We start from the raw sequence: 13,947 nt of genomic DNA on the forward strand, positions 1-13,947 counted from the left end.
AAAGAACTATTGTGCCATTAAACGATCGGAATCAGAAACCTGTACCGATCTGGAATTGGAAGACCTGCTTCTGATCGCCTTCTTTGGCGTTCAGCGCCCGGCCGAAGGACAGCTGCAAGGGGCCCAGGGGGGATTCCCAGGACAGGCCCAGACCGGCGGAATACTTCCAGCCGCAGGGGTCGGCCACCTGCCCGTACTGCCCTTGCGAGCACGGTGAGCCGTCGGTCGTGGAAATCTGCCCGACGTCGGAGAACATGAACCAGCGCAAGGTGCGATCGCGCGAAGCCCCCGGGAACGGCAGATACAGCTGGACATTGCCGACGATGCGCTTGGATCCGCCCAGATAGGTATCGGTCAGCGAGTCGCGCGGGCCGAGCGAGGCGCCTTCGTAGCCGCGCACCGAGCCGATGCCGCCGGCATACATGTTCTTGATCACGGGGAAGGCCTTGCCGCTGCTGCCATAGGTCTTGGCCCAATCCATCTGACCGTTAAAGGCCAGCGTGAAGGCGCGGCCCAGCGGCAGGTAATACTGCTGCTGGCCGGACAATTTGTAGTAGCGCAGGTCCAGGGTGGAAACATCGGCCGACAGCCGGGTATAGCTGCCCCGGTGGGGCGCCAGCGCGCTGTCGCGGGTGTCCTTGGCCCAGCCCAGGCTGAAGATGCCGGCATTGGTGGTTTCACCATACTGGTCCGCGAAATTCTGGTAGGCCAGCGGGGCCGGGTTGGTGCCGCTGCGGCGGATATCATGGAGCGAGTTGCGCTCGAAGGTCACCCCGGCGAAGATCCGGTCGACTTCCGAAATCGGCACGCCGAAGTTCAGGCCCAGGCCCATGGATTCGACGGTATACCAGCCCAGGGAACCGCTGTCGGCCACGTCGTACGGCGTGGTGCGGCGGTAGTACAGGGACGTGGTCTTGCTGATGCCGTCCTGGGTCCAGTAGGGATTGGTGTGCGACAGCACGGCCGCGCGATTGGTCTTGCTGGTGTTGACGTTCAGCGACAGGGAATTGCCGCTGCCGAAGACGTTGTCCTGGCTGATGCCGGCCGACAGCATCAGCTTGTCGGTGCTGCCGTAGCCCACGCCCAGGTTGACCATGCCGGTGGGCTTTTCCTTGACGTTCACATCGACGTCGACTTCATCGGGGGAGCCCGGCACCGGATCGGTCTTGACATCGACCTCGCTGAAATAGCCCAGGCGATCGACGCGTTCCTTCGAGGTCTTGATGCTGGAGGCGTCGTACCAGGCGGCTTCCTGCTGGCGCATTTCCCGGCGCACGACCTCGTCGCGGGTGCGGGTGTTGCCGCCGACGTTGATGCGGCGCACATAGACGCGGCGCCCCGGATCGACGTAGAAGGTCAGCTTGGCGACATGGGTGTCATGATCCAGGGCCGGACTGGGGTTGACGTTGGCAAAGGCATAGCCCAACGATCCCAGGTAATCGGTGATGGACTTGGCAACCGCATTGGTCTTTTCGGCCGAGAAGGTCTCGCCTTCCTTGACCGTGACCAGGGGCTTGAGCTTGTCGTCCAGGCCCAGCAGATCACCGGCCATGTCGACCTGGCCCAGTTTGTAGGGATCGCCCTCATGCACCGTCATGGTGATGTAGATGTTCTTGCGATCGGGAGAGATCGTGACCTGCGGCGGCTCCATGGAAAATTCCAGGTAGCCGCGATCCAGGTAGTAGGAACGGATGCGTTCGACGTCGCCTTCCAGCTTTTCGCGCGAATATTTATTGGTACCCGTGTACCAAGTCATGATCCCGCCCGTGGTCAGTTCCATCTGGTCTTCCAGCGTGCCGGAAGAAAAGGCCTTGTTGCCGATGAATTCGATCTTGTCGATGGTGGCGACGCCGCCCTCGAAGATATCGAAGCTGATCCCCACGCGGTTGCGCGGCAGCGGCGTGATCACAGGACTGATCTGCACGCCGTATTTGCCCTTCGACAAATATTGCTGCTTCAATTCGAAGACGGCGCGGTCCAGCATGGCCTGGTCGAAGATGCGCCCCTGGCCGAAACCCACTTGGGACAGGGATTTCGTCAACGCCTTCACGTCGAATTCGCGCAGGCCGTTGAAATTGATCGAGGCGATGGTCGGACGTTCCTTGACGGAGACGACCAGCACGTCGCCCCGGGAATCGATCTTGACGTCGCTGAAGAAACCCGTCCCGTACAGCTTCTGGATGGCGGTGGCGGCTTCCTCTTCAGTGAAAGTTTGGCCGATCTTCACAGGCAGATAGGTGAAGATCGTGCCAGGATCCACCCGTTCAATGCCTTGAACCTGGATGTCGCGCACGACAAAAGGCGTGAAGGCAGCCGCCATGGCCGGCGCCAGCAGGGCAGCCAGCACCAGGGGAATGGCGCGCTTGATGAGACGAGAGTTCCGGAGAGACGACATCCTGGCAATCCTTTTCAGCCGTGGCAGGGACATGGGACAAGTGATGCGCGATTGTAAGTCACAATCCGATCACCTGAAAAGCCGCGAAAAATCATTGAACAAGGCGAGAAACATCAGACTGAATACCAAACCCATTCCGACCCGCAATCCCAGGTCGCGCACACGGTCGGATACCGGGCGCCCGCCGCGCAGCGCCTCGATCAGATAGAACAGCAGATGGCCGCCGTCCAGCATGGGTATGGGCAGCAGATTCAGCACCCCGATGCTGATGCTGATCAGGGCCAGGAAGCGCAGATAGGCCTCCAGGCCGATGCGGGCCGTCTGGCCGGCATACTCAGCGATCGTGACCGGGCCGCTGATGTTGCGCCAGGACACTGCGCCCACCACCATCCGGCCCATCATGCGGACCGTGAAGAGGCTCATGTCCCAGGTGTGGCGCACCCCTGACCACAGGCTGTCCAGCGGCCCCAGGCGCACCAGCACCAGGGGCTGGCGCGCTTCGATGAGCGCGCCGATCCGGCCCACGGTCTGCCCCGCATCGTCCACGGCCGCCGGTGTCAGGGTGAGCTCCAGCGGAGTGGACTGCCGGTCCACCCGCAGCGCCAGCGTCTGGCCGGGGCGTTCCCGCACGATCCGCACGAACGCCTGCACCGAAGGCCGTTCCTGCCCCGCCGCGGCCAGCACGACGTCGCCGGCCTGCAGGCCGGCCTGCCGGGCGACGCCATCCGCATTCACCGTGCCGATGACCGCCTGGGGCGCCTGCAAGGCCAGCCCGGCCTGGGCCAGGGGATCGGGGCCATCCGGCCCGAAATCGTGGGCGCTCAACCGCAACGAGGCCTGCCGGGTGGCGCCGTGCGGCGGTGTCTGTACCGTCAGCATCACCTGCCCGCCCTTGGCCAAGGGTTCCAGCAACTGCCAGCGCGCCTGCGTCCAGGAATCGACCGCCTGCCCATTGACGGCTGTCAGGTGGTCGCCCGCTTGCACGCCTGCCTGGGCGGCGGGCGTGCCAGCCGCCGGAGCCGCCAGGATGGCGGCGGGTTCCTGGACGCCCCACAGGCTCAGCAAGGTATAGATGAAAGCCGCCAGCAGCAGATTGGCCAGCGGCCCGGCGGCCACGACCGCCACCCGTCGCGACAAAGGCTGGGCATTGAAGGCGGCCCGCTGCGTGGCCGCGTCCGCGCCGGGCGGCGCATCGTCCAGCATCTTCACGTAGCCGCCCAGGGGAATGGCCGATAACGCCCACTCGGTGCCGCGCCGGTCATGGCGCCGCAGCAGGATCGGCCCGAAACCCACGGAAAACCGCAGGATGCGCACGCCGCACCGGCGAGCCACCCAATAGTGGCCCAGCTCGTGGAATGTCACCAGCAGGCCCAAGGCCAGGATGAACGCAAACAGGGTGAACAGCATGGGGAATCAGCTCAAAGCGGCCTGGCAGTAGCGGGTCGCCAGCCGGCGGGTATCCGCGTCCAGATTCAGGACTTCGTCCAGCGAAGCCGGTGTGCGGACGCCCGAACGGACGGAATCGCCCAGGCAGCGTTCGATGATGGCCGGGATCTGAGTGTAGCGGATGCGTCCGTGCAGGAAACCGTCCACGGCGACCTCGTTGGCCGCGTTCAGGGTGATGCAGGCGCCCTGCCCCTGTTTCAGGGCATCCAGCGACAAGCGCAGACAGGGAAAGCGGCGCAGATCTGGTGGTTCGAAATCCAGGCGCCCCAGGCGGGTGAGTTCCAGCAAGCCCACGCCGCTATCGATGCGGTCGGGGTAACCCAGGCCGAACGCGATGGGCGTGCGCATGTCGGGCTGGCCCAATTGCGCCAGGATGGACCCGTCGGCGTATTCGACCATGGAATGCACCACGCTCTGCGGATGGATCACGACCTGGATGCGTTCCAGCGGCATGGCAAACAGCCAATGGGCCTCGATGACCTCGAGGCCCTTGTTCAGCATGGTGGCGGAATCAACGGAGATCTTGCGTCCCATGCGCCAGTTGGGATGCGCGCAGGCCTGTTCGGGGGTGACGTGATCCAGTTCTTCCAGCGCCGTGCAGCGAAAGGGGCCGCCCGATGCAGTCAGCAACAGGCGGCGCACGCCGGGCGCCGCCTGACTGGGCGCCCGGGCGCGATCCTTTGACTGCGGCAGGCACTGAAAGATGGCATTGTGCTCGCTGTCGATGGGCAGCAGCTCCGCTCCTGCCTCCCTGACGGCCTGCATGAACAGAGCGCCGGCCGCGACCAGGGCCTCTTTGTTGGCCAGCAGCACTCGTTTTCCGGCCCGGGCCGCCGCCAGGGCGCCCGGCAGGCCCGCCGCCCCCACGATGGCGGCCATCACCGCGGTGACCTCGGGATCGGCCGCCGTATCGGCCAACGCCTGCGCCCCTTGCCGGATTTCGGGCAAGGCGCGCCCCGCGGGCCAGGCGGCCAGAAAACGCCGGCGCGCGGCATCGTCGGGCACAATCACGACCCGCGCATCATGGGCGGCGGCCTGGGCCGCCAGGGATTCGATACGACTATGGGCGCTCAGCGCGTAGACCGACAGGCGGTCCGGATGGCGGGCGACGACGTCCAGGGTACTGACCCCGATGGACCCCGTGGAACCCAGAATGCACAGTCGTTGAACAGCAGGCATGGACTTATCCGAGCAACAGCAAAAGAATGGCGGCCGGCGCCACCGGCAGCACGGCATCGATCCGATCGTACACCCCGCCGTGTCCGGGCAGAAGCTGGCTGGAGTCCTTGACGCCCGCGCGGCGCTTCAGCAGGGACTCGAACAGATCGCCCAGGATGGACCAGGCAGCCAGCGCGATGCCGGCCAGCGCCAGGGACGGCCAGCCCAGGCGCGGTAGCAGCAAGGCCCCATAACTGCCGGGCCACCAGAGGGCCGTGGCCAGCAGCCAGACCGTAGCGGCCAGCACCCCTCCCGCCGCGCCTTCCCAGGTCTTTCCGGGGCTGACGCGCGGGGCCAGTTTATGGCGCCCCAGGCTGCGGCCGGCAAAATAGGCGGCAATGTCGGCGCACCAGATCAGTGCCCACAAGCTGATGAGCGCTGCCGCGCCATGCTGCAGAAATATCCAGGACAGCGCATACCAGGTGGCGATCAGCGTCAACGCCCCGGCCAGCGCCAAACCGGCGGACGGGCAACGGGCGGGAACCTGGGCCCGCACCACCATCCAGGGCGCTGGAATGAGCCAGAACACGAGGGCCAGCGGCAGCAGGACCGTCTGGAACACGCGGTGGGCATCGGGCTGGCCATCGACCAGCAGGCGCGACACAACGCCCAGGATACAGACGAACAGCACGGCGGCCCCGCCGCGCGCCACGGGATGCGGCCACACCAGCCGCCACCATTCCCACAGGGCGCAGCCCGCCATCAGTGTCAACAGCGCCAGCATGGGCCAGGGCGTGGCCGCCGAGACGGCGCCTGCGACGATCAACAGCAGGACGATCGCGGTGAGAACTCGTTGACGCAGCATGCAAGCCCCTCAGGTCTGCGTGCGCAGTTGTTCGCTGGTGCGACCAAAGCGCCGTTCACGGTCACGATACCAGGCAAACGCCTGATCGATGTCCGCAGCCCCGAAATCGGGCCAATAACAGGGTGTGAAATACAGTTCGGTATAAGCCAGTTGCCAGATCAGGAAGTTGGAAATGCGCTGTTCGCCGCCAGTGCGGATGAACAGGTCGGGTTCGGGCGCATAGGCCATGGCCAACCGGGCGCTGAGGGCGTCCTCGTCCAATTGTTCGGGATGATCGGCCAGATCGGGGCGGTCCGCCAGCAAGGCCCGCGTGGCCTGCAGAATGTCCCAGCGCCCGCCATAGTTGGCGGCGATGGTCAGCACCAGGGAAGACTGATCGGCGGTGCGCGCCTCGGCGTCGCGGATCAGATCCCTCAGCTTGCGATCGAAGGGCGCCAGGTCGCCCACGATGCGCAGACGCACGCCCTGGGCGATCAGCTTGTCGACTTCTTTTTCCAGCGTGCGCACGAACAGCTTCATCAGCAACGACACTTCCTGGGCCGGCCGGCGCCAGTTCTCGGAGCTGAAGGCGAACAGCGTCAAGTACTCGACGCCCCGGCGCCCGCAGGCCTCGACGGCGCGGCGCACGGCCTGCACGCCGCGCACGTGGCCCGCCGTGCGCGGCAGCATGCGCTGCGTGGCCCAGCGGCCGTTGCCATCCATGATGATGGCCACGTGCCGGGGGATCTGTCCGGTCGCGGGAATGCTGCGCGTGGAGCTGGCCTGGGTCATGCCGCTGAGATCGGTCTGGGGACGGCGATCAGACCGTCATGATCTCGGCTTCTTTCTGGGAGACGAGCTTGTCGATGTCGGCCACGTAGCGGTCGGTGAGTTTCTGGATATCGTCCTGGCCGCGGCGTTCGTCGTCTTCGGAAATGTCTTTGTCCTTGAGGAGCTTTTTCAGCGCGTCGTTGGCGTCGCGGCGCAGATTGCGCACGGCGACCTTGGCGTCTTCGCCCTCGCCTCGCACGACCTTGGTCAGGTCGCGGCGGCGCTCTTCGGTCAGGGCCGGCATGGGCACGCGGATGTTGTCGCCCATGGCGATGGGATTCAGGCCCAGATCGGATTCGCGGATGGCCTTGTCCACGGCCGCGGCCATGGTTTTTTCCCAGACCTGGACGCTCAGGGTGCGGGCGTCGATGACGGAGACATTGGCCACCTGGCTGATCGGCACGGGCGAACCGTAGTATTCCACCTGAACGTGATCCAGGATACCCGCATGCGCGCGGCCGGTACGGATCTTGCCCAGACTGGTCTTCAGGGATTCGATGGTTTTACCCATGCGCTCGTCGGTCGAGCGTCGAATGTCGGAAAGGCTCATGAGGGTTCCTATACCTGAACCAGGGTGCCTTCGTCCTCGCCGCAGACGACGCGACGCAAAGCCCCGGGTTTGTTGATCGAAAAAACCTTGATTGGCAGTTTCTGGTCGCGGCACAAGGCAAAGGCGGTCGCATCCATGACTTCCAGGCGGCGCACGATGGCCTCGTCGAAACTGATGCGTGAATAGCGGGTGGCGTTCGGGTCCTTATTGGGGTCGGCGCTGTAGATGCCGTCGACCTTGGTGGCCTTGAGGACCATTTCAGCGCCGATTTCCGCGCCCCGCAAGGCGGCCGCGGTGTCGGTCGTGAAGAAAGGATTGCCGGTACCGGCCGCAAAAATCACGACTTTGCCTTCTTCCAGGTAACGCAGCGCCTTGGGACGGATGTAGCGTTCAACCACCTGGTCGATGTTCAGGGCCGACTGCACGCGAGCGTCCACGCCATGATTCTTCAAGGCGTCCTGCAGAGCCAGGCCGTTCATGACGGTGGCCAGCATGCCCATGTAATCGGCCGTGGCGCGATCCATGCCCTGCGCGCCCGGCGCCACGCCCCGGAAAATATTGCCGCCGCCGATCACGACGGCCAATTGGACTCCGAGAGACACGATGCCGTGAATTTCTTCGGTCATGCGAAGAATGGTCGCGCGGTTGATGCCGAAGGCATCACCCCCCATCAGCGCCTCTCCCGACAATTTCAGAAGGACGCGCTTGTAGGCTGGATTTGACATGCACCAGGTTCCTGGAAGGACGAAACGGAAAAAACGTGTGGAGCAGACGTGCGACGGCACCGCGCACGCAGCGCGATGCCATCGTACCTGAATCGGAAGAAATCAGGAACCGCTGGCGGCAGCGGCGACTTCGGCGGCGAAGTCTTCGGATTTCTTCTCGATGCCCTCGCCCACCACGAACAGCGCGTAGCGATTGATGCGGGCGCTCTTTTCCTTGAGCATCTGCTCGACGGACTGCTTGTCGTTCTTCACGAAGGGCTGCGACAGCAGCGTGACTTCCTTGAGGAACTTCTGCACGGCGCCTTCGACCATCTTCGTGACGATCTCGGCCGGCTTGCCGGATTCGGCGGCCTTTTGTTCGGCAACCGAGCGTTCGGCGGCGATCAGGGCCGGATCCACGCCGCCCGCGTCCAGGGCGCGGGGCTTGGTGGCGGCGATGTGCATGGCCAGGTCCTTGCCGATTTCGTCGGCGCCGGCAAAGTCCACCAGCACGCCGATGCGACCGCCGTGCACGTAGCTGTTCAGGCCGTCCACCGTTTCAAAGCGCTGGAAGCGGCGCACCGACATGTTCTCGCCGATCTTGCCGATCAGGGCCGTGCGGGTGGTTTCGACGGTGCCTTCGCCCATGGCGCATTGACCAAGCGCGGCGACATCGGCGGGATTGTGCTCGGAGACCAAGCGGGCCAGATCGTTGACGAAGCCGATGAAATCATCGTTCTTGGCGACGAAGTCGGTTTCGCAGTTGACCTCGACCAGGGCGCCGGTCTTGCCGTCGGCCGCGATGTACAGGCCGATCAGGCCTTCGGCCGTGACGCGGTTGGCAGCCTTGGAGGCCTTGCTGCCGAGCTTGACGCGCAGCAGTTCCTCAGCGCGGGCCAGATCGCCCTCGGCTTCCGTCAGGGCCTTCTTGCATTCCATCATGGGCGCGTCGGTCTTTTCGCGCAATTCCTTGACCATGGCAGCGGTGATTTGAGCCATTCGATTCTCCTGTTCGATCAATGCAGATACCGGCTGGTGCCGGTATCGGACTGGTTGGCGCGGGGCGAACCCGCGCCAGAGGGGGACGAGGGGCGAGGATTTATTCCTCGTGCTGATCCTGCTCGACCTCGATGAATTCCTCGCCTTCGGCCAGTTCTTCGACCAGGCCATTGAGGCTTTGCTCACGGCCGGCCAGGACAGCGTCAGCCATGCCGCGGGCATACAGCGCGATCGCTTTGCTGGAGTCGTCGTTGCCGGGGATGATGTAATCGATGCCTTCGGGCGAGTGGTTGGTATCCACCACGCCGACCACCGGAATCCCCAAGGTGCGGGCTTCGGCCACGGCGATCTTGTGGTAGCCCACGTCGATGACGAACAACGCCTCGGGCAGGGTGTTCATGTCCTTGATGCCGCCGATCGACTTGTTCAGCTTGGCCAGTTCGCGTTCGAACATGAGCGCTTCTTTTTTGCTCATGTGTTCGGTGGCGCCTTCGGCCTGCTGGGCTTCCATCTCTTTCAGACGCTTGATGGACGTCTTGACCGTCTTGAAGTTGGTCATCATGCCGCCCAGCCAGCGGCTGTCGACGTAGGGCATGCCGCAGCGCTGGGCTTCGGCAGCCACCAGTTCGCGGGCGGAACGCTTCGTGCCGACGAACAGCACGTTGCCGCCGCGCGCGGCCACCTGGCGCACGAACTGCGTGGCTTCCAGGTACTTTTCAACCGTGCGTTCCAGGTTGACGATGTGGATCTTGTTGCGCTGGCCGAAAATGTATTCGGCCATTTTCGGGTTCCAGTAACGGGTCTGGTGGCCAAAGTGCACACCAGCTTCCAGCATTTCACGCATGAGGCTCATGGTAAGGATCTCCAAAGGGTTTGGTCTTGTACATGGCCAGCATCCGGGGCTAACATGTTCCGCAACCGAAACGCATTCCCCAAACACCCATGGTAGGCCATGCACGCTATTTACAGCGAAGCCTATAATTCTACTATTCTTCCTACACTTTCAGCAAGCTTCTCCCATGATTCCATTGATCACAGACCCCCAGGAACTCGACCAGATGCGCGCCGCATGCCAAGCGGCTGCCAGCATCCTGGACTATCTGGAACCCCATGTGCGCCCCGGCGTCACCACCGGGGAACTCGAGCGTCTGTGCATGGACTATCTGACCAACGTGCTGAAGGTGAAGTCCGCCACGGTGGGCTATGCGCCGCCGGGCTACCCTCCCTACCCGGCCTCGATCTGCATCTCGGTCAATCATGTCATCTGCCATGGCATCCCCGGCGACAAGGTCCTGAAGAACGGCGACATCCTGAACATGGACATCACCATCATCAAGGACGGGTGGTTCGGCGACACCAGCCGCATGTATTACGTCGGCGAGCCCACCATCCTGGGCCGGCGCCTGGCGGAAACCACCTACGAATGCATGTGGCTGGGCATCGAGCAGGTGCGCCCCGGCGCCACCCTGGGCGACGTCGGCCACGCCATCCAGCAGCACGCTGAAAAAGCGGGCTTTTCGGTCGTGCGCGAATACTGCGGCCACGGAGTCGGCCGACGCTTCCACCAGGACCCTCAGGTGCTGCACTACGGCAAACCCGGCACGGGACTGCGGCTGGAACCCGGCATGATCTTCACCATCGAACCCATGATCAATGCCGGCCGCCGGGAAATCCGCACCCTGGCCGATCAATGGACGGTCGTCACGCGCGACCACAGCCTGTCGGCGCAATGGGAGCACAGCATCCTGGTGACGGACCAGGGCTACGAAGTGCTGACCGTCTCGCCCGGCATGCCCGCGCCTCCCGCGTTTGCGAAAGCCGCCGCCTCTGCATGATCCCCTCGTCGCAGGACGGTGTCACGGCTTTGCGCGGCCACCTGCAGGCGCGTCGCGCTGAAGCCATTGCGGCCTACCGCCGGCATCTGCGCCCGGAACTTCTGCTGACGACCCTGCGCCGGATCGCGGACGAGCAAGTCCGCGAACTGCTGAAGATCCACCCCGTTCCCCAGGGCGCCTGCGTAGCCGCCGTGGGGGGCTACGGGCGTGGCGAGCTCTATCCCGGGTCCGACCTGGACATCCTGATCCTGCTGGAGCACAGCCCCGATGCCGATGACCGCAATCGCATCGAGACGCTGATCGCCGCCCTGTGGGACGTCGGGCTGGAGCCCGGCCACAGCGTGCGCACCGTGACGCAATGCCGCCACGAAGCCGCCGCCGACATCACGGTTCAGACCGCCTTGCTGGAAACGCGCTGGTTGGCGGGCAGCCGGGGGCTGTTCCAGCAATTCCGCGCCCGGATGCAAGAAGACCTGGATCCGCGCGAATTCTATCTGGCCAAGCGGACCGAGATGCAGCAGCGCCACGCCCGCCACCAGGACACGCCCTATGCGCTGGAACCCAACTGCAAGGAGGCTCCCGGCGGCCTGCGCGATCTCCAGGTGCTGCTGTGGCTGGCGCGGGCCGCGGGCCTGGGCGCCAGCTGGAAGGCGGTCGCCCGGACGGACCTGCTGACACCGGCCGAATTCCGGTCCCTGCGACGGGCCGAGCGCGCATTCAAGCGCCTTCGCATCGAACTGCACCTGCTGGCGGGGCGACGGGAGGATCGGGTGCTCTTCGACCTGCAGCCTCGCCTGGCGCACATCTATGGCTTCACCGATCAGCCCCATCGCCGTGCCAGCGAGCTGCTGATGCAACGCTACTACTGGGCCGCGCGAGTGGTCTGCCAGGTGAACCGCCTATTGATGCAAAGCCTGGAAGAACATCTGTTTCCCCAGCCGCAGACCCATGCCGTGGCGCTGGACGACGATTTCTGCGTGCGCCGCGATCATCTGGCGCTGCAGCGCCCCGACGCGTTCGAGCGCAACCCTGCCCTGCTGCTGCGCGTCTTCCTGGTGATGCAGCAACACCCGGAACTGCAGGGCATGGCGGCGGGCACGCTGCGCGCCATGTGGCATGCGCGCCGGCGCATCGATCTGCAATTCCGCGACAACCCGGTCAACCGCCGGCAGTTCCTGCAGATCCTGCAACAGCCGCGCGGCATTGTCCACGCCTTGCGCGACATGACGATGTGGAACATCCTGCCGCGCTATCTGCCCGTCTTTCGCCGCATCGTCGGGCAGATGCAGCACGACCTGTTTCATGCGTACACCGTGGACCAGCACATTCTGATGGTGATCCGCAATCTGCGCCGCTTCACCATGCCGGAACACGCCCAGGAATATCCCCTGGCCAGCCAGCTGATCGCCGATCTGGACGAACACTGGCTGCTGTACGTGGCCGCCTTGTTCCACGACATTGCAAAGGGCCGGGGGGGCGACCACTCCCAACTGGGCGCCGCCGAGGTCCGCCGCTTCGCCCGTCAGCATCAATTGCCGCGAGAGCAGGCCGACCTGCTGGAATTTCTGGTGCGCGAGCACCTGACGCTCTCTCAGGTGGCGCAGAAACGCGACCTGAGCGATCCGCGCGTCATCCACGAATTCGCCACCCGGGTGGGCACGCAACGCCGCCTGGCCGCCCTGTACCTGCTGACCGTGGCCGACATCCGGGGCACCAGCCCGCGCGTCTGGAATGCCTGGAAGGGCAAGCTGCTGGACGATCTGTACCATCAGACCCTGGCCGCGCTGGGCGGCGCCCGCCCGGACACCGGCACCATCCTGGCCTTGCGCAAGGATGCCGCAGCCGCCGAGATCCGCCGTATCGGTCTGCGCGACGAAAGCCGGGACGCCTTCTGGTCGCAACTGGACGTGGCCTACTTCCTGCGCCACGATGCCAATGAAATCGCCTGGCACACGCGCCACCTGTACCACTGTTTCCAGGGACCGGACCCCGTGGTGCGGGCCCGGGTCCTGGGGCAAAGCGAGGCGCTGCAGATCCTGGCCTATGCGCCCGACCGCGCAGACCTGTTCATGGACATCTGCACCTACTTCGATCGGCACGGGCTGAGCATCCAGGATGCCCGCATCCACACGACACGCCAAGGCTGGGCCTTGGACAGCTTCATCGTGCTGCTGCCCGACGGCGACCGTGACTACCGGGCCCACGCCAGCCTGATCGAACACGAACTGAGAACGGCCCTGGCGGCGCCTCCAGGCGCCCAATCGCCCGCTGCCGCCGTACGGCTGGGGTCGCGGCGCTCGCGGGTCTTTCCCATCATACCCAGCATCGCCTTGCAGGCGGACGAACAGGGCGGCACCTGGCGCCTGTCCGTCACCACTGCGGACCGCGTAGGTCTGTTGCGCGATCTGGCCCGGGTATTCACCCGCCACGGCGTCAACCTGAAGATGGCGAAGATCATGACCCTGGGAGACCGGGTCGAGGATATTTTCATCCTGCAAGGCGCTATCCTGGAACAGGCGCGCGGCCAGCTGCAGTTCGAGCGTCATGTCTTCGATGCCCTGGCGGTCGAAACCGACAAGGCATCCGTCCCCGGATCCACTCCGGCCACTCCACTCATTGAACCATCATGAGAACCCAGCAATCCGATTACATCCTGAGAGCCGTTTCCCTGCTATGCGTGGCGGCGGTGGGCGTCGCCCTGATTTCGCAATATGGCTTCAACATGCGGCCCTGCGCCTGGTGCGTGCTGCAGCGCCTGATCCTGCTGGCCATCGCGGCCGTCTGCGGCCTGGCCGGCACCGGCTGGGGCTCGGCCCTGGCCCGGCGGGCAGGCGCCGCGCTGGGAGCCGCGCTGGGTGTCGGCGGCATGGCCGCCGCCTGGTACCAGTATTCCGTCGCCAGCAACGCATTTTCCTGCGCCCAGACCTTCGCCGACCGCTTCATCTCCGGCTCCGGCCTGGATGCCGCCTTGCCCTGGCTGTTCGGCATTTATGCCAGTTGCGCGGATGCCCGCGTCAGCCTGCTGGGGATCGAATATGCCCTGTGGGGACTGATGCTGTTCGCGATCAGCACGATACTGTGCGTGTGGGTTTTGGTCCGGGCGCGGCGGGCTTGAACGCCCGCGGGCGGGGCCAGGACGACCGATCGGGGGAACCCCCATCGGCCTCCCGCCCGCGTGAACGTGG

The 13,947-nt window shown here is 64.9% G+C and carries 12 protein-coding genes; 3 read left to right on the forward strand and 9 right to left on the reverse strand.

The window, feature by feature from the left end; all coding sequences use genetic code 11:
* Nucleotides 1–31: 31 nt before the first annotated feature.
* From bamA to rpsB, 9 genes are all read right to left on the reverse strand, one after another.
* On the reverse strand, nucleotides 32–2,395 hold the full coding sequence (gene bamA / locus WBG56_RS07245) for an outer membrane protein assembly factor BamA (protein WP_424266733.1): 2,364 nt from the start codon (nucleotides 2,393–2,395) through the stop codon (nucleotides 32–34).
* A 69-nt stretch (nucleotides 2,396–2,464) separates the two neighbouring features.
* Entirely contained in the window at nucleotides 2,465–3,802 is a 1,338-nt protein-coding gene (rseP, locus tag WBG56_RS07250; protein WP_424266735.1) for an RIP metalloprotease RseP, read from the reverse strand.
* 6 nt (nucleotides 3,803–3,808) lie between these two features.
* Complete coding sequence (locus tag WBG56_RS07255; protein WP_424266737.1) at nucleotides 3,809–5,020, reverse strand: 1-deoxy-D-xylulose-5-phosphate reductoisomerase; 1,212 nt, start codon at nucleotides 5,018–5,020, stop codon at nucleotides 3,809–3,811.
* Nucleotides 5,021–5,024: 4 nt separating this feature from the next.
* Nucleotides 5,025–5,864, reverse strand: coding sequence for a phosphatidate cytidylyltransferase (locus WBG56_RS07260; protein ID WP_424266739.1), 840 nt, complete (start codon nucleotides 5,862–5,864; stop codon nucleotides 5,025–5,027).
* 9 nt (nucleotides 5,865–5,873) lie between these two features.
* Nucleotides 5,874–6,635 carry a polyprenyl diphosphate synthase gene (uppS, locus tag WBG56_RS07265; RefSeq protein ID WP_424266741.1) on the reverse strand — a complete coding sequence of 254 codons (762 nt, stop codon included), beginning with the start codon at nucleotides 6,633–6,635 and terminating at the stop codon, nucleotides 5,874–5,876.
* A 28-nt stretch (nucleotides 6,636–6,663) separates the two neighbouring features.
* Nucleotides 6,664–7,224: a ribosome recycling factor gene (frr, locus tag WBG56_RS07270; protein WP_424266743.1), complete on the reverse strand. Its 561-nt coding sequence runs from the start codon at nucleotides 7,222–7,224 to the stop codon at nucleotides 6,664–6,666.
* A gap of 8 nt (nucleotides 7,225–7,232) precedes the next feature.
* On the reverse strand, nucleotides 7,233–7,949 hold the full coding sequence (pyrH, locus tag WBG56_RS07275; RefSeq protein WP_066455616.1) for a UMP kinase: 717 nt from the start codon (nucleotides 7,947–7,949) through the stop codon (nucleotides 7,233–7,235).
* A gap of 102 nt (nucleotides 7,950–8,051) precedes the next feature.
* Nucleotides 8,052–8,927 carry a translation elongation factor Ts gene (gene tsf / locus WBG56_RS07280; RefSeq protein WP_424266745.1) on the reverse strand — a complete coding sequence of 292 codons (876 nt, stop codon included), beginning with the start codon at nucleotides 8,925–8,927 and terminating at the stop codon, nucleotides 8,052–8,054.
* A 100-nt stretch (nucleotides 8,928–9,027) separates the two neighbouring features.
* Nucleotides 9,028–9,780: a 30S ribosomal protein S2 gene (gene rpsB, locus WBG56_RS07285; RefSeq protein ID WP_424266747.1), complete on the reverse strand. Its 753-nt coding sequence runs from the start codon at nucleotides 9,778–9,780 to the stop codon at nucleotides 9,028–9,030.
* A 169-nt stretch (nucleotides 9,781–9,949) separates the two neighbouring features.
* Here rpsB and map point away from each other — a divergent pair, with 169 nt between their 5' ends.
* The 3 genes from map to WBG56_RS07300 are packed head-to-tail and all read left to right on the forward strand — an operon-like array spanning nucleotide 9,950 to nucleotide 13,877.
* Nucleotides 9,950–10,762, forward strand: coding sequence for a type I methionyl aminopeptidase (gene map / locus WBG56_RS07290; protein WP_424266842.1), 813 nt, complete (start codon nucleotides 9,950–9,952; stop codon nucleotides 10,760–10,762).
* Nucleotides 10,759–13,392: a [protein-PII] uridylyltransferase gene (locus WBG56_RS07295; RefSeq protein ID WP_424266749.1), complete on the forward strand. Its 2,634-nt coding sequence runs from the start codon at nucleotides 10,759–10,761 to the stop codon at nucleotides 13,390–13,392. The genes map and WBG56_RS07295 overlap by 4 nt, the downstream gene beginning before the upstream one ends.
* Complete coding sequence (locus WBG56_RS07300) at nucleotides 13,389–13,877, forward strand: disulfide bond formation protein B (RefSeq protein WP_424266751.1); 489 nt, start codon at nucleotides 13,389–13,391, stop codon at nucleotides 13,875–13,877. The genes WBG56_RS07295 and WBG56_RS07300 overlap by 4 nt, the downstream gene beginning before the upstream one ends.
* Nucleotides 13,878–13,947: the final 70 nt, after the last annotated feature.

This window comes from Castellaniella sp. (assembly GCF_049671645.1).
Taxonomy (GTDB): Bacteria; Pseudomonadota; Gammaproteobacteria; order Burkholderiales; family Burkholderiaceae_B; genus Castellaniella.